The 15,278-nt window shown below is 73.9% G+C and carries 12 protein-coding genes and 2 pseudogenes; 4 read left to right on the top strand and 10 right to left on the bottom strand.

From position 1 onward, the window contains the following. Positions 1–98: pseudogene (locus tag AB0I11_RS13050) on the bottom strand (antibiotic biosynthesis monooxygenase); the annotation flags it as partial. Between AB0I11_RS13050 and AB0I11_RS13045 the strand changes: the two are divergent. Further along, positions 99–293 carry a hypothetical protein gene (locus AB0I11_RS13045; RefSeq protein ID WP_357318234.1) on the top strand — a complete coding sequence of 65 codons (195 nt, stop codon included), beginning with the start codon at positions 99–101 and terminating at the stop codon, positions 291–293. A 26-nt stretch (positions 294–319) separates the two neighbouring features. Further along, positions 320–1,579: an Nramp family divalent metal transporter gene (locus AB0I11_RS13040; RefSeq protein ID WP_357318231.1), complete on the top strand. Its 1,260-nt coding sequence runs from the start codon at positions 320–322 to the stop codon at positions 1,577–1,579. A 166-nt stretch (positions 1,580–1,745) separates the two neighbouring features. Here AB0I11_RS13040 and AB0I11_RS13035 read toward each other — a convergent pair whose 3' ends face one another. From AB0I11_RS13035 to AB0I11_RS13000, 8 genes and pseudogenes are all read right to left on the bottom strand, one after another. Further along, positions 1,746–5,519 (bottom strand): S8 family serine peptidase, encoded by a 3,774-nt coding sequence (locus tag AB0I11_RS13035; protein WP_357318228.1) that lies wholly within the window; start codon positions 5,517–5,519, stop codon positions 1,746–1,748. A gap of 269 nt (positions 5,520–5,788) precedes the next feature. After that, positions 5,789–5,938: a hypothetical protein gene (locus AB0I11_RS13030; protein ID WP_357318224.1), complete on the bottom strand. Its 150-nt coding sequence runs from the start codon at positions 5,936–5,938 to the stop codon at positions 5,789–5,791. A 32-nt stretch (positions 5,939–5,970) separates the two neighbouring features. Next, positions 5,971–8,790: an AAA family ATPase gene (locus AB0I11_RS13025; protein ID WP_357318221.1), complete on the bottom strand. Its 2,820-nt coding sequence runs from the start codon at positions 8,788–8,790 to the stop codon at positions 5,971–5,973. 256 nt (positions 8,791–9,046) lie between these two features. Beyond that, a pseudogene (locus AB0I11_RS13020) lies at positions 9,047–9,376 on the bottom strand (IucA/IucC family protein); the annotation flags it as partial. Continuing rightward, positions 9,304–10,248 carry an iron-siderophore ABC transporter substrate-binding protein gene (locus AB0I11_RS13015; RefSeq protein WP_357318218.1) on the bottom strand — a complete coding sequence of 315 codons (945 nt, stop codon included), beginning with the start codon at positions 10,246–10,248 and terminating at the stop codon, positions 9,304–9,306. The pseudogene AB0I11_RS13020 and the gene AB0I11_RS13015, both read right to left, overlap by 73 nt. 37 nt (positions 10,249–10,285) lie before the next feature. Next, positions 10,286–11,119, bottom strand: coding sequence for an ABC transporter ATP-binding protein (locus AB0I11_RS13010; RefSeq protein WP_357318267.1), 834 nt, complete (start codon positions 11,117–11,119; stop codon positions 10,286–10,288). Positions 11,120–11,124: 5 nt separating this feature from the next. Then, positions 11,125–12,201: an iron ABC transporter permease gene (locus tag AB0I11_RS13005; protein WP_357318215.1), complete on the bottom strand. Its 1,077-nt coding sequence runs from the start codon at positions 12,199–12,201 to the stop codon at positions 11,125–11,127. Then, positions 12,198–13,244, bottom strand: coding sequence for an iron ABC transporter permease (locus AB0I11_RS13000; RefSeq protein ID WP_357318212.1), 1,047 nt, complete (start codon positions 13,242–13,244; stop codon positions 12,198–12,200). The genes AB0I11_RS13005 and AB0I11_RS13000 overlap by 4 nt, the downstream gene beginning before the upstream one ends. Positions 13,245–13,368: 124 nt before the next feature. Between AB0I11_RS13000 and AB0I11_RS12995 the strand changes: the two genes are divergently transcribed. Together AB0I11_RS12995 and AB0I11_RS12990 are read left to right on the top strand one after the other, a co-directional pair. Continuing rightward, entirely contained in the window at positions 13,369–14,301 is a 933-nt protein-coding gene (locus AB0I11_RS12995) for a MerR family transcriptional regulator (protein ID WP_357318208.1), read from the top strand. 36 nt (positions 14,302–14,337) lie between these two features. Next, complete coding sequence (locus AB0I11_RS12990) at positions 14,338–14,697, top strand: YciI family protein (RefSeq protein WP_357318205.1); 360 nt, start codon at positions 14,338–14,340, stop codon at positions 14,695–14,697. 19 nt (positions 14,698–14,716) lie between these two features. Here AB0I11_RS12990 and AB0I11_RS12985 read toward each other — a convergent pair whose 3' ends face one another. After that, positions 14,717–15,190 carry a cytidine deaminase gene (locus AB0I11_RS12985; protein ID WP_357318202.1) on the bottom strand — a complete coding sequence of 158 codons (474 nt, stop codon included), beginning with the start codon at positions 15,188–15,190 and terminating at the stop codon, positions 14,717–14,719. Between the last annotated feature and the right edge of the window lie 88 nt (positions 15,191–15,278).

Here is a 15,278-nt window from a genome sequence, read left to right as displayed (position 1 = left end):
CCGGGGGAGTTCTGCACCGCGCCGGCCCGGGCCGCAAAGCGCTTCTCCAGCTCCTCGCCGGCACCGGGTGGGACGTCGATCGCGTTGATCTTCACCACATGTCCACCGTCAACCGCACCAAGCTGGCTGTCTTCGCCCTGCTCACGGTCGGCGCCGCGAGCACCGGCGCGGCCCCGCCGGCCGTCCTCGCGCTGGCCGCCGTCACGGCGCTCATCCCGGTCGCCGACGCGCTGGACCGCACGCCCGCGGCACGGCCGGCCAGCCGGCCGACGCCGGAGCGCGAACCCGTCTGACCCGCCCGCCCGCCGAGGAGCACACCGTGGTCACCAACGACATCACCATCGCGCCACCGCTGCGGACCGCCGGCGCCCGGCGCCCGGTACGCGGCCGCCTCATCCTGCTCGGGCCGGCCTTCGTGGCCGCGGTCGCCTACGTCGACCCGGGCAACTTCGCCACGAACTCCACCGCCGGCGCGCGCTACGGCTACCTGCTGGTCTGGGTGGTCGTGGCGGCGAACCTGGCCGCCATGCTGGTGCAGACGCTCACCGCCAAGCTCGGCCTGGCGACCGGGCTCAGCCTGCCCGAGCTGTGCCGCGAACACCTGCCCCGCCCGGTCAACCGGGTCATGTGGGTCCAGGCCGAACTGGTGGCCATGGCCACCGACCTGGCCGAGGTCATCGGCGGCGCCGTCGCCCTCTACCTGCTCTTCGGCATCCCGCTGCTGGCCGGCGGCCTGCTCGTCGGCGCGGCCGCGTTCGCCGTCCTCGCGTTGCGGTCGCGGGGTTTCCGGGCGTTCGAGATCGCGATCGCCGTGCTGCTCGGCGTGATCATGCTGGCCTTCGCGGTGAACCTGCTCAGCGCGCGGCCCGACATGTCCGCCGCGGCAGGCGGGCTGCTGCCCCGGATGCACGACACCGACGGCATGATGCTGGCCGCCGGCATCCTCGGTGCGACGGTCATGCCGCACGTCATCTACGTGCACTCCGCGCTGACCCCGAACCGCATCCCGGTGGCCGACGAGACCGAACGGCGGGTCGTGGCCCGGGGCCTGCGCACCGACGTGCTGCTCGCCCTGACCGCCGCCGGCGCGGTCAACCTGGCCATGCTGCTCGTCGCGGCGGCCACCTTCCACGGCAGCGGGATCCCCGGCACCGACACCCTGGAGGGCGTCCACGCCGGTCTGGCCGGCAGCCTCGGCGCGGTGGCGGCGCTCGGCTTCGCGGTGGCGCTGCTGCTGTCCGGGCTGGCCTCGACCAGCGTCGGCACCTACGCCGGCGAGGTCATCATGCAGGGCTTCCTGCGCCGCCGCGTCCCGCTGGCGGCGCGCCGGCTGGTCACCCTGGCGCCCGCGCTGCTGGTGCTCGCCGTCGGCGTCGACCCGACCCGGGCCCTCGTGCTGTCGCAGGTGGTGCTGAGCTTCGGCATCCCGTTCGCGCTGATCCCGATGGTGGCCTTCACCCGCCGCCGGGACCTGATGGGCGACCTGGTCAACCGTCGGCTCACCACCGCCGCGGCAGTGGTGATCACGGCGCTGGTGGTGGCGCTCAACGCGTTCCTGCTCTGGCAGCTCGTCGCCTGACCGCCCGCACCCGGCCGTGCCCGCCCCGGCGGCCCCGGCATCCGGTGTGGTGCCGAACGCGGAGCAGCCGGCCGGTGGGCCCCGGCCGGCTGCTGGCTCCTTTCCGATGTGCCACCGCGCGTCGATGGGATCGGCGAGCGTCTGCTGATTCGGTACCGCTGCCGCGTCAGCGCACGCCGTACGCCTCGTGCACGGTCTGGTTGACGCTGTTGCCGGCCGCGTCCGTCGCCTGCACCCGCAGGCTGGCCGTCTTGGCACCCGTGGGCGGCGCCGGCAGGGTCGCGGTGACCGTGCCCCCGTCGACGGCGCCGGTCGACGCCGCCTGCCAGGTCGTCTCCCCGTCGAAGCTCACCCACGCCTTGATCGAGACGATCCGCGGCGCCGGGCGCCCCGCCACCTCGTGGTACGCGTGCAGCTGGATCCGGTGCGTGCCGCGGCGGACGGTGTTGTCGAGATCCAGGTTGAGCTGGTGCCGCAGGTAGACCAGCGGCTGCACGGCACACGGCGCGGTGGAGGTCGCCAGCAACGTGCCGGAACAGTCCAGCGGGCTCTTGTTCTGCTCGGTGACCCGCGCCGAGGTGAACTCCCACTCGGTGCTGACCCGCCGGTCGTAGAACCGGTCCCGGAGGCTCTCCGCGATCGGGTTCAGCTCGTGGGTGAGCCGGTAGCGGGCCCGCTCGGCCGGGAGGGTGTAGGCGTTGTAACCGAGGTCCGGGGCGGGTTGGACCTCCTCGTCGCCCCGGTAAAGGTGCAGCCGGTCAGACGGCGCGAGTTCGAGGTAGAACGACTCGACCTGCGGCTCGGGGAAGGTGGCCGGCAGGAGTGGGCTGAAGACGTCGCCCTGCCGGCACGCCCCACACGCCAGCAGGTTGGACCGGTCCGGCGTCGTCTCCGCGGCGCCAGGGACCGGCGGTCCGCCGTACCAGTCCTCGTGGCCAGCCGAACCGGGCTTCAGGGTGTAGTACGAAGCGGCGGGCGGCACATCGGGTTCCACCCCCATCGGGTTCTTCGCGATGTCGTGTACCCGGTACACGATGTTCTCGGCGTACTGGCCCGGGTTGCTGACCGGCCCGACATACCGCACGCGTTCCCGCGGCCCTCGGTCGAAGAACATCGTCTGGGCGGGCGACACCTCTCCGGGTAGGAGCTGGTTCCAGCTGTCCCCGACGGTGACGTTCGCCTCGGCGTGGAAGTCCCGGTCGATCCGCTGGAGCTGCCGGTCCGTCGCGGTGTAGTGCTGCTCGGCCGACACCTTGTCGTGCTGGTAGAACTTCAGGTGGTAGGAGTACGGGCTCTCCGGTCGGCCGGTGATCCGGATGGCGAGTGGACTGCCGGTCCGACGCAGTTCCCGCAGCGCCCTTCCCTCGGCAGGCGGCACAGTCAACGCTGGGATGCTCGACGGGCCGAAGATCGTGTTCTGCACGCCTTCGGGACAGTGGTCCCGGGGGAAGGCCACCAGACCGGCGGCGCCCGCCTTCACCATTGCATCGACGTACGGCTCCGGCACCGTGCAGGCCCAGAGATCACCGGGCCTGGTCCAGCCGTCGTCCAGCTCGATCATCACCAGCCTGCCCTTGACGATGCTCAGGTCCTCGGGAAGCTGGGCGGGCACGTCTTCCACGCCCTTCAGGACGCCGAGATCGACCAGTTCGAGATTCTGGACACCGCTGAACTTCGGCACCCAGGGCATCCACCCGCTGTACAGGGGGTGCAAGGGCATCGACGGCGCCGACATCTCGATGAGCGGGGCGACGGCGTCGCGCTGGTGCTGCAGGAGCAGGGAGCCCTTCCGGATCCCCGAGGCCGGGGTCGCCCAGAGGGACGTACCGGGGTTGGGCAGGAGCGACACGGCGGTCGCAGACCTGGCCGTGTCGTAGCGCGTGAGGCCGAGTTCCGTGTTGATCCCCTCGCTCGGCTTCGGCGTGTCGACCGTGATCCGCCGTGCCTTGGACGCGTCGAGTCGCACGGTGGTCGGCCCGGTCACCTCGACGTCGTCGGCGACGACCAGGGCGAACTGCTGTCGGTCGGTGGCCGGGTCGACCCAGCCGACGAAGGACTGGAACGCGTGCCGCCCGGCCCGGAGCCGTACCGTCGAGGAGATGGCGGTCAGGGGCTTGATCCGACCGTCGTCGAGGCTCATCGACCACGGGGCCGAGACATGCGAGCAGTGGTACCAGCCGGTGGTGCCGCAGAGCTTGCCGTCGTGGCCGAGGATCTCGATGTGAACCGGGAAGGACGGCGGCGCGATCTCGAAACCGACGGGTACCCGCACGGCCTGTCCGCTGGCGTCGGTGGCGACCACCGCGCCGCTGTACTGATCCAGGGCCAGGGCCGGCGCGTCGACCGAGACTGTCACCGTGGCGATGCCACCGGCCGGGACCGTGACGGTCCGGTCGCTGGTGATCGCCCCGTCGGGCACCTGGCCTCCCGAGCGGCTGCTCAGCGAGGTGGCCAGCGAGAGGGTCACCGGCGCGGACCCGGTGTTGGCGAAGCTGACGGTGCGGCTCAACGCGGGCTGCCCGCGGTCGATGAGGCCCAGGTCGATGCCGGGAGTCAGCGCGTGCACCCGCTGCGTGCTGGCCCGGGCCACGTCGAGGCGGCCGGCGCCCTGCTCGAAGACGGTCAGGCCGACATCCTTGGCGCTGCTCGTCAGCGCCGCCTTCAGCCGCTCCGGCGACCAGTCCGGGTGCTGTTGGGCGAGGATCGCCGCCGCACCCGACACGTGTGGGGTCGCCATCGAGGTACCGGACGCGGTGGTGTAGAGGTCGCCCGTGGGCGTACCCATGGACGTTCCGGCGGCCCGGGCCGCCGTGATCTCCGCGCCCGGGGCGGCGATCTCCGGCTTCAGCACCCGGTCCGGATACCAGAGTGGCCCGCGGCCGGAGAAGGACGCCAACCTGTCGTCCTTGTCGGTTGCCGCCACCGTCAACGCCGCCGCCGCGACCCCCGGGGAAGCCACCGTTTCGGCCCGAGGTCCATCGTTGCCGGCGGCGACCACGAAGAGGGTGCCGGTCTCGGCGGTCAACTCGTCGACGGCCTGCGCCATCGGGTCCGGGTAGTCAGCCGGGGCTTCCCCACCAATGCTGATGCTCACCACGTCGGCGCCCTGCTCGGTGGCCCACTGCATGCCCTCGATGACGTCCGAGTCCAGACAGTTCCCCTCGTCGTTGCAGACCTTGCCGATCAGCAGCGACGCGCCGGGGGCGACACCGCGGTACGTGCCGGCCGACCCGGCGCCGGTGCCCGCGATCGTCGACGCCACGTGGGTGCCGTGACCGTGGCCGTCGACCGCGTCCTCGGACGCGCCCGTGAAGTCGGCAACGGCCGCGATCCGCCCGGCCAGGTCCGGATGACGCCGGTCCACCCCGGTGTCGAGCACCGCCACCTTCACCCCGGTGCCGTCGTAGCCCGCCTTCCACGCCTGCGGGGCGCCGATCAGCGGCACGCTCTCGGCGAGGTTCACCTTCGCGACCCGGTCCAGCCACAGCCGGCTGACGCCACCGGCGAGCTGCGGCTTCTCCTTGCCCAGGGAAAGGCCGGTCGAGGTGGAGGCAGCGGTCCGCAGAGCCGTCCAGAACTGGCCGCCGCGGCCCTTCGGCACGTCCAGCGCCGCGGCGTGCACGCTGGCCAGGTGCCGCTTCACCTGCACACCGGCGACCGACGCCGCGGCCCGTCGGGTGGTCGTCGCGTACTCGGCGATCACCGGAATGCCACCCCGCTCGGCGTCGCCGTATCCGTTGGCGGCCAGGTAGGTGATGTTGAACAGTCCCTCGTCGACCAGACCGGCCCGGACGTACGGCTCCACATCGACCGGCATCGCGTAGACGTCACCGTCGCGCCGGTACGACACGAAGGTGCTCGCGCTTCCGTCGCCACGTACCGCCGGGGACACCGTGACACTCGACGAGCCGGGGTGGAACATCACCTCGTCACCGGTCACCAGCGTGATCGTGACCTGCTTGCCGGACAGCGCCACTCGACGTGCGGCATCGACGGATGCGGTGGCGGGCGACGCCGCCGCGGGTCGATCGGTTTCCGGGGCTGGGGCGGCGGCCGCCGGGGCGGCGGACACCAGGAGCGCGCCCGTCATGACGAGCGCGACGGGAGATCGACTGAGTCTGAGACGCATGCGTCACCTTCCAGGAGGAGTACCGGGAGATGGGGTCTACCGGGGTGGAGGAGACTCCGTTCGACTGCTGGTCGGGCGGTTCACACCGGCAGCCAGTCGTCATCCCCGACCTCGCTGGGCGCGGTCGACGTGGGCTCGGCGGGGCCGTGCGCGGCCGGTTCCTGCTGCTCCCGGTCGTGGTCGTGCGCTGCGCCCACGCCGTCGCCAGCCGAGGGATTGATCTCGTCCATGCCGACACCCTGCCGGGCCGGCAGCCGGCTAGCTATGACGGAAACCCACCATCTTTGCTCGTCGACGTGGCCATCAGGCGGGCGAGTTCGGTGCGGGACCGGATGTTCAGCTTCCGCATCGCCGCGCCCAGGTGCTTCTCCACGGTGGTGGCGGAGAGCACGAGCGCCTCGGCGATCTCCTTGTTGGTCCGCCCGGTGGCGGCCAACTCGGCCACCTGCCGTTCCCGCGGGGACAGCGTCCCGCCGTAGCCGCGCCGGCCGCCGCGGTGCCGAGCCGGCAGCCCGACGACGTGCCGCCGGGCCAGGCCCAGGGCGCGGTTGAGATCCCAGGTCGCACCCAACGCCTCGTACCCGGCCACGGCCTCGCGCAGCAGCGGCGCGCCCCGCTCGTGGCCCGCCTCCAGCAACAGGCCGGCTGCTCGCTCCCGCGCCCGGATCTCCTCGTAGCCGGCGCCCACCCGCCGGTACTCCTCGGCGGCGACCAGCAGCTCGTCGGCGTCGGCGGCGAGGATGCCGTGGGCGTGGTGCAGCCCCGCGGGCAGCAGCGGGACATCCAAATCGCGCAGCTCCTTCGTCACCTGGCGGACAAGATCGTCCGCCTCGGCCCGCTCGCCGGCCGCGACCAGCGCCTCCGCCGCCGCCGGCAGCAGCCGGGCCAGCGGCGCCCAGTTGCCCTTGGCGGTCAGCAACGACCGGCACCGCCGTACGCTCACCACCGCCTCTCCGACTCCACCTCGGAACAGGGCGGCCCGGACCACGGCGTCCACGGCCAGCGGCAGCACCGGTAGGTCGTAGAGCTGTTCGGCCAGGTCGATCGCGTCGGTCAGCCGCCGCCGGGCCAGGTCCACGGCACCGTGCGCCAGGGCGAGACACCCGGCGACGATGTCCAGGTCGATCCGGAGACGGGGATGCTCCGACAGTTCCCCGATCAGCCGATCGACCTCCTCCACCAGCCCGACCCACTGCCCACGGTGGAACGCCAGGCACGCCTGCGCGGACCGGAACCCGTTCTCCAGCCGCTGGCTCTCCCGGGTGACCGCGGACCTCAGCCCGGTGGCGAGCAGGGACTCGGCGGTGTCCAGGTGCCCCGTGTAACCGGCCACAAAGCCGATCGACAGGTACGCGTTCGCCTCGCACGGGTGCCGGGGAGAGCTACCGGTGATCCGGAGCAGCCGGTCGGTGAGCTCACGCCAGGACGGATCTCCCGCCGGTATCAGCACCATGCCGGCCTTACCGAGAATGTGTGCCTCGACCAGCCGGTCACCGGCCTCGACGGCCAGCTTGAGCGAGCGGCTGACCCAGGTCAGGTGCTCGGCCATCGGGACACCGGGACTGGTGGGGACGCCCAACGCCATCATGGTCCGGGCCTGGAGATCGGGCCGTCCGTCCAGGTCCGCGACCGCCTCGACGAAGAGGCGCCGCTTGACGTGTGGGTCTCCCCCGGTCTCGTCGAGCAGCTGCGCCATGAGCAGCCGGAGTTCACCGCGGACCGGCGGTGACAGGTCCTCGCCGATGACCGTCGGCAACAACTCGAGCGCGTCGTCGACGCGCAGGGCTCGGATCGCGGCCCAACCCAGCTTCACCGCGACCCGGCCGCGCTGCCGGGCATCGAGCGGCGCGTGGCGCAACACGGCCGCGAGGTGCCGGACGGCTTCGGCGTCGTCGGTCAGTGTCACCGCCTGGTCCGCTGCCGCCTCGGCGGTCACCGCCCATCGCGCCAGCTCGCCCGCGTGCCACAGGTGGTGCGCGATGCGGCCCAGCGGGGGTGACGAGAGCCCGTCCAGTGCGGCCGCCGCCCGCCCGTGCAGCGCGCCGCGGCGAGCGGCACCCAGGCTCTCGTAGACCGCCTGTGCCGCGAGCGCGTGCCGGAAGCCGAAAGCGTCCCCCTCCTCGACCAGGACGCTGTGTCCGACCGCCTCCTCCAGCGCCTCGACCAGGCCCTCGCCGCCAACCATGGCGGCCAGCACCGGTAGGCCGACCGGGGCCTGCAGCACGGCTGCGGCCTCGGCCACCCGGCGTGCCCCGGCCGACAACCGCAGCACCCGCTCCAGCGTGGACTCGCGGATCCCCCGCGGCACCTCCAGCCGGTCCAACGTCCGACGCGCCCACCGGTCGCCGCGTTGAACCAGCAGTCCACGCTCGCGGACCAGGGCGATCACCTCTTCCACCGCGAACGGCAGCCCCGCGGTGCACTCCCACAGATGCCGCGCGAACTCCTGCGACACCCCGTCCGTACCGAGGATCGCGGCCGCCAGCGCTCCGGTTCCCGCCTCATCCAACGGCGCCAGCGCGACGTGCGCGCGGGTCGTCCCGGCAGGCAGGGTGGCCGGTACGGCCCGTACGTTGTTGGCCTGCTCATTTCGATAGGTCAGCACGGCAGTCAGGCCCGGGGGCGCCGCCGCCAACAGGTACGCGAGAAAGTCGCTGGTCTGCTCGTCCACCCAGTGCAGGTCCTCGATCACCAGCACGGCCGGGGACAGAGCACCCAGCACGTCGATCAGCCCGCGGAAGACCCGGTGCCGCTGCGACGCCCGGTCTTCCAGCGGCTCCGGCGCGGGCGGCAACCAGGGCGCCAGCTCCGGCAGCAACGGCCGTAGCGCGCCGGCCACCTCGGAGAGCCGGAGCCCGCGTCCATCGTCTCCCACACCGGCCAGCGCCTCGACGACCGGGCCCAACGGGAACGCCTCCCGGACGGGATGACACCGGCCGACCAGTACCCGCCGGCCGGTCACCTCGGGCAGCCTCAGCAGCTCGGACACCAGCCGGGTCTTGCCGACACCCGCCTCACCCACCACGGTGACCACCGACGGCGGGGCCGAGACCGCGGCGGTGAGTGCGGCCAACTCGCCCACCCGCCCCACCAGCGCAGGCGCGACCACCCGACGGCCCGGCCCATCCGGGTCGGTCGCACCCTCACCAGGCGAATCCAACCGGTCAGGCAACGGTCGCGCACCCCCAACCCTCGGACCAGGGAGCTGATCAGCGCCGAGCGCTCCCGGGCCCATGATCGCGAAGGGTCGATCCGTCCGCAAGCAGGATCAATTCGCCTGCCCGGTGGCCTCGGCATCGGCGCGGCCGCGCCGGGCCCCGTCACCGGTGCCGGGCGCCGTGCAGCAGCGAGGCCATGGTGGCCAACCGGCGGCCGGGCGCCAGGCCGGGCACCCGGCTCTCCCGCCAGAGCGCGGCGAGCATCTTCCGGTACGGCGAGTACCGGTCGGTGGCCGCCTCGAACTGCCGGTAGCCGATCGCGGCCCGCTCCCGGATGATCGACAGCCCGGCCCGCGCGAACACCGGATCGGCGGCGATCAGGCCGGCCAGCCAGTCGTTCCGGCGGGGTGCCGGGCGGGCGCGGTCGATCAGCCGGCTCAGACGGCCAGGTACTTCGCCAGGTCGTCCAGGATCTTGTTGGCGGCGCCGACGCCGATGCCGGTCATCCAGATCTCGTCGGAGACCACGTGGGCCTTGCCCGCCTTCACCGCCGACAGGCCCTGCCACAGGCTGCCGCCGGTGACCTTGGTCTGCTCGGCGGCGGCCTTCTCGCCGTACGCGGTCACGAAGATGACGTCACCGTCGACCTCGTTGACCCGCTCCGGGCTGACCAGGTCGAAGCGCTTGTCCTCCTTGCCCGACAGGAGCTGCCGCTCCGGGCGGCCCAGGCCGGTGTCGCCGATCACGATGCCGGAGAACGAATCCGGCCCGTAGACCCGGATGTTGCCCGGCACGAAGCGCACGATGGAGACCTTGCGCGACGCCGCATCGCCGAGCTGGGTGCCGAAGTCCTTCGCCCGCTTCTCGTAGGCGGCCAGCAGCTCCTTGGCCTGCTGCTCCTTGCCCAGCGCCTGACCGTCGAGGAGGAAGTTCTCCTTCCAGGTGATGCCCACCTTCTCGGTGAACACGGTCGGGGCGATCGCGGACAGCTCGTCGTAGAACTTCTCCTGGCGGAACTTGCTGCCCAGGATCAGGTCCGGCTTGAGCGCGGTGATCGCCTCCAGGTCGGGCTCGGTGAGCACCCCGACCTCCTTGATGCCGGCGAGCTTGTCGGCCCCGAAGTAGGTGGGCCAGCTCTTCGCCTCGCCGGCGGTGGCCGCGCCGACCGGGGTGACGCCCAGCGAGAGCGCGGTGTCGATCTTGTCGGTGTCGAGCACCACCACGCGCTTGGGCTGGGCGGGCACCTTGGTGGTGCCCATCGCGTGGGTGATCTCCCGGGTCTGGCCCGCGCCCGTGTCGGCGACGGGGTCGCTCTCCCCACAGGCGGTGAGGCCGACGCCGAGGGCGAGGGCCGCGGTGAGAGCGGCGGCGAGACGACGCATCGTGATCCTTTCGAGCGGTACGGGTCGACGCGACGGTTCAGGCGTCGTCGACGGAGGAGCCGGCCTGGGCCGGTACGCCGGCCGGTGTGGCCGAGGAGTGGGTGAGCGCGGGCACCACCAGCGGGGCGCCGGTGACCGGGCAGGGCACGACCACGCAGTCGAGCCCGAAGACGTCGCGGACCAGGTCGGCGGTGATGATCTCGCGCGGCGGACCGGCGGCGACCACCGCGCCGGCGCGCATCGCGACCACGTGGTCGGCGTAGCGCGCGGCCTGGTTGAGGTCGTGCAGCACGGCCACCACGGTCCGGCCGCGCTCGGCGCGCAGCCGGTGCAGCAGGTCCAGCACCTCCACCTGGTGGGCCAGGTCGAGGAAGGTGGTCGGCTCGTCGAGCAGCAGCGCCTCGGTGTCCTGGGCGAGGGTCATCGCGATCCAGACCCGCTGCCGCTGCCCGCCGGAGAGGGTGTCCACCGGCCGCTCGGCGAGCCCGGCCACGTCGGCCATGGCCATGGCCGCATCGACGGCCCGGCCGTCCTCCGTCGACCACTGCCGCCACCAGCGCTGGTAGGGCTGCCGGCCCCGGCCGACCAGGTCGGCCACGGTGATGCCCTCGGGCACCAGCGGGCTCTGCGGCAGCACACCGAGCCGGCGGGCCACCTCCCGGGTGGGCAGGTCGCGGATCGCCGTGCCGTCGAGCAGCACCGCGCCCCGGCGCGGGCTGAGCAGCCGGGCCATGGTGCGCAGCAGGGTCGACTTGCCGCAGGCGTTCGGGCCGACGATCACGGTGAACGCGTCGGCCGGCAGGTCGAGGTCGAGCCCGTCCAGGACGGTACGGCTCTCGTAGCCGACGGCCAGGTCGCGGGTGGACAGCATCGGCGTCACGAGCGCCTCCCTCGGGTACGCAGCAGCAGGAACATCAGGTACGGGCCGCCGATGGCCGCGGTCAGCACGCCGGCCGGAAGCTGGGTCGGGGCGAGCAGGCGGCGGCCGGCCAGGTCGGCGAGGACCAGCAGCAGCGCGCCGAGCAGCGCGGCGCAGAGCAGCGGCGGCCGCTCGGCGCGGACCAGCCGCCGGGCCAGTTGCGGGGCGACCAGCGCCACGAAGTCGACCGCGCCGACCTGGGCGGTGACGGTGGCGGCGACGACCACCCCGGTTGCGGCCAGCCCGATCCGGCGGGCGACCGGGCGCAGCCCGATGCCCCGGACCGTGTCGTCGTCGAGGGCGGCGCTGTGCAGCGCCCAGCCGGCCCAGAGCAGCACGGGCAGCAGGACGGCCAGGGTGCCGGCGATCCAGGTGGCCTCGGTCCAGCCCTTGCCGGCCAGGGTGCCGATCAGCCAGACCTGGGCGCGCAGCCCGTCGATCGGGTCGGCGGCCAGCATCACCACCTCGGTCAGCGCGCGGAACGCGAACGCCACCGCCACGCCGGCCAGGACGAAGCGCTGCGCGGCCAGCCCGTGCCGGGCCCCGAGGGCGAACACCAGCAGCGCGGCGAGCAGGCCGCCGAGCAGCGCGGCCGGCGCCACCAGGACCGCCGCGGCGCCGCTGGTCAGCGCCACCGTGGCGGCCAGCCCGGCGCCCTGGGTGACGCCGATGACATCGGGGCTGGCCAGGGGGTTGCGCGCCACGCTCTGGATCAGCGTGCCGGCCACCCCGAACGCCGCGCCGGCCAGGGCCGCGAGCACCGCGCGGGGCAGTCGCAGGTTCAGCACCACCAGGTCGTACGGGGTGCCCGCGCCGGACAGCGAGCGCAGCACGTCGGCCGGGGCGACGTACGGGGTGCCCAGGCAGAGGCTGACCACCATGGCGGCGGCGAGCAGCACCAGCAGGGCGGCGGCGACCAGCACCGGCCGGCGGCGGACCCGCACGGTGACCGGGCCGAGCCGCAGCAGCGACCGCCCGGGCAGCACGGTGCCGCCCGGTGCCGTCCGCAGAGCCGGCTCGCTCCGCGTGCTCATGCGGTCACCACCTTGGCGCGGCGGACCAGGAAGGCGAGCAGCGGCGCGCCGATCAGCGCGGTGATGATCCCGGCCGGGACCTCCCCGGGCGGGGCGACCAGCCGGCCGGCGATGTCGGCCGCGAGCAGCAGGGCCGGCCCGAGCAGCGCGGCGACCAGCAGTGTCCACCGGTGGTCGGCGCCGACCAGGGCGCGGGCCAGGTGCGGCACGGCCAGCCCGACGAAGGCGATCGGCCCGGCGGCGGCGACGGCCGCGCCGGTGAGCAGCACGCCGCCGAGGCCGGCGCCGAGGCGGACCAGGGCGGTCCGGTGGCCCAGCCCGGTGGCCACGTCGTCGCCGAGGGCGAGCGCGTCGAGCCCGCGGGCCACCAGGGCGGCCAGCAGGACCCCGGCGAGGACGAACGGGAGCACCTGGGCGGCGACCCCGGTGTCCCGGCCGGTCAGCCCGCCGACCACCCAGAACCGGTACTCCTCGAAGGTGCGGGCGTCGATGCTGAGCAGCGCGTACACGACGGCGCCGAGGCTGGCGTCGAGGGCCGCGCCGATCAGCGCCAGGGTGACCGGGCTGGCCCCGTCCCGGGTGCGGTTGGCGACGGCGAAGACCAGCAGGCCGGCCAGCAGCGCCCCGGCCACGCCGAACCAGACGTACCCGCTGAGGGTGGTGACGCCGAACACGGCGATGGCCAGCACCACGCCGACGGACGCCCCGGCGCTCACCCCGAGGATGCGCGGCTCGGCGAGCGGGTTGCGGGTGACCGCCTGGAACAGCACCCCGGCCAGGGCGAGGGCCAGGCCCACCACCAGGCCGAGCACGGTACGCGGCAGCCGCAGCTCGCGGACGATGGTGGTGGCGTCGCCGCCGTCCGGCGTGACCAGGGCGCCCCAGACCTGATCGACGGCGAGCGGGCGGCTGCCCAGCGCCAGGCTGGCGAGCAGCACGAGGAGGAGCACCAGCCCGGCCGCCAGGGCGACGGCGAGGCGGCGGCCGATGCCTCGGCGGCTCGGCGTGCCGGCCCGTTCGGGCCGGACGGCGACGGTGGTCACGGGTCGGGCGTCCCTCTCGAATTAGGTTCGCCTTACCTTATCCGAGCTGGTCAGGCACACCTAACCGGTCACCGTCGATCCCCGGGTTGCGCCTCCACCGAGGGGAGGCGGAAAGGTGGGCGGCATGAACGGTGAGACCAGCTACTCGATCGGTGACCTGGCCCGGCGGACCGGACTGACGGTCAAGACCATCCGGTTCTACGCCGACCGCGGGATCGTGCCGCCGACCGACCGCGGCCCGACCGGCCACCGGCGCTACGACGCGGCCGCCGCGGCCCGGCTCGACCTGGTGCGTACGCTGCGCGACCTGGGACTCGACCTGGCCACGATCCGCGCGGTGGTGGACCGGGAGGCCGGCCTGCCCGAGGTCGCCGCGGCGCACGCCGAGGCGCTGGCGGCGCAGATCCGGGTGCTGCGGCTGCGGCGCGCGGTGCTCGCCGTGCTGGCGCGGCGGGCGGCGACTCCGGAGCAGGCGGACCTGCTGCACCGGCTCGCCCGGCTCTCCGCCGAGGAGCGGCGGCGGCTGGTCGAGGAGTTCCTGGACGCCGCCCTCGGCGACCCGGCGGCCGACCCGGCGTTCGTCGGGGTCCGGCACTCACTGACCCCCGAGCTGCCCGAGGACCCCGAGCCCGAGCAGGTCGAGGCGTGGCTGGAGCTGGCCGAGCTGACCCGCGACCCGGGCTTCCGCGCCGGCCTGCGGCGCCTGGTGGAGCAGCACGCGGCTGACCGCGCCGGGCGCGTGGGCGTCCACCGGGATGCCGTGGCGCTGGTCCGCGACGAGGTCGCACCGGCCCTGGCCGCGGGCGTCGACCCGGCCTCGCCGGCGGCCGAGCCGGTCGTCGCCGCGGCCAGCGCCCGGTACGCGCGGCTCTGCGGGCGGCCCGACGACGCCGACCTGCGGCGGCGGCTGCTGACCCGGCTGACCGCCGCGAACGACCCGCGCCGCGAGCGGTACCTGCACCTGCTCTCCGTGGTCAACGGCTGGTCGGTGGGCGAGAGCCTGGCCCCGGTGCTGGACTGGTCGATCCGCGCCCTGCGGGCCCGCGCCGGCGGTTAGCCCTTTTTGACCGGTTCGCGGCCCTACCCTGGCAGCATGCGATTCGACCAGCACACCGTGGTGCTCCTGGGCCGGCCGGACGATCCGCCCGAGCTGCCGCTGGACGCCGCCGACCGGATCCAGCAGGCGCACCTGGCCCACCAGGCCGGGCTCGTGGAGCAGGGCGCCGTCCTGGCCGCCGGCCCCTTCCTCGACGGCGACGACCCGCGGTTCACCGGCTTCGCCGTGCTCTCGGTGGACCCGCAGATGGCCCGCGAGCTCTACGCCAACGACCCCGCGGTAAGCGCCGGCCAACTGGTCGCGCGGGTGCTGAGCTGGCAGGTGCCCGAGGGCGTGCTCCGGTTCGCGACGGTGCCGGTGCCGACCGCCATGCTGGAGACCGCCTCCGGCGACTGACCGACGGCCCCGCGCGGGCTCAGTCCTCGGCGGCCTGCCGGCTGCCCGGCACCACCGGCATCGGCCACACCCCGGTACGCGGCACCGCGGGCACCTCGACCTGGTGGTCGGACCAGACGTACGTCTCGGGCAGCAGGTCGGCCACCGGGACGGCACGCAGCGCGTCCGGCGGGCCGACGATCACCTTGATTGCCGGGAAGTAGTCGAGGAGCACCTGCCGGCACCGGCCGCACGGCGGGATGACGCCCCGGCCCCGGTCGCCCACCGCGACGATCGCCTCCAGGTCGCCGGCCCCCGCCGTCGCCGCGGCGCCGATGGCGACCACCTCGGCGCACGGGCCGCCGGTGAAGTGGTAGACGTTCACCCCGCTGAAGACCCGCCCGTCGGTGGTGCGCGCGGCGGCCGCGACGGTGTGGTTGTCGCTGCGGCAGCGCAGCTTCGCGACCGCGGTGGCGGCCTGCACGAGCGCCCGGTCGATGTCCCGCATGCTCATCCGTCCCCTCGTCGACCCCGGTCGGCCGAACTTTAGCCCGTCCGGCCCGCGACGCCGCTCAACCGGGCCGGGCCGTAACCCGGGAGCG

It is taken from the genome of Micromonospora sp. NPDC050495 (assembly GCF_040655175.1).
In the GTDB taxonomy this organism is placed as follows: domain Bacteria; phylum Actinomycetota; class Actinomycetes; order Mycobacteriales; family Micromonosporaceae; genus Micromonospora.
Note: the sequence above shows the minus strand (reverse complement) of the source record. Positions and strands in the feature narration are given on the sequence as shown.

Bases quoted from the DNA above. Each gene is read 5' to 3' on its own strand.
- AB0I11_RS13045 (WP_357318234.1), top strand. From the start codon at position 99: ATGTCCACCGTCAACCGCACCAAGCTGGCTGTCTTCGCCCTGCTCACG.
- AB0I11_RS13030 (WP_357318224.1), bottom strand. From the start codon at position 5,938: ATGGACGAGATCAATCCCTCGGCTGGCGACGGCGTGGGCGCAGCGCAC.
- AB0I11_RS13015 (WP_357318218.1), bottom strand. From the start codon at position 10,248: ATGCGTCGTCTCGCCGCCGCTCTCACCGCGGCCCTCGCCCTCGGCGTC.
- AB0I11_RS13010 (WP_357318267.1), bottom strand. From the start codon at position 11,119: ATGCTGTCCACCCGCGACCTGGCCGTCGGCTACGAGAGCCGTACCGTC.
- AB0I11_RS13005 (WP_357318215.1), bottom strand. From the start codon at position 12,201: ATGAGCACGCGGAGCGAGCCGGCTCTGCGGACGGCACCGGGCGGCACC.
- AB0I11_RS12995 (WP_357318208.1), top strand. From the start codon at position 13,369: ATGAACGGTGAGACCAGCTACTCGATCGGTGACCTGGCCCGGCGGACC.
- AB0I11_RS12990 (WP_357318205.1), top strand. From the start codon at position 14,338: ATGCGATTCGACCAGCACACCGTGGTGCTCCTGGGCCGGCCGGACGAT.
- AB0I11_RS12985 (WP_357318202.1), bottom strand. From the start codon at position 15,190: ATGAGCATGCGGGACATCGACCGGGCGCTCGTGCAGGCCGCCACCGCG.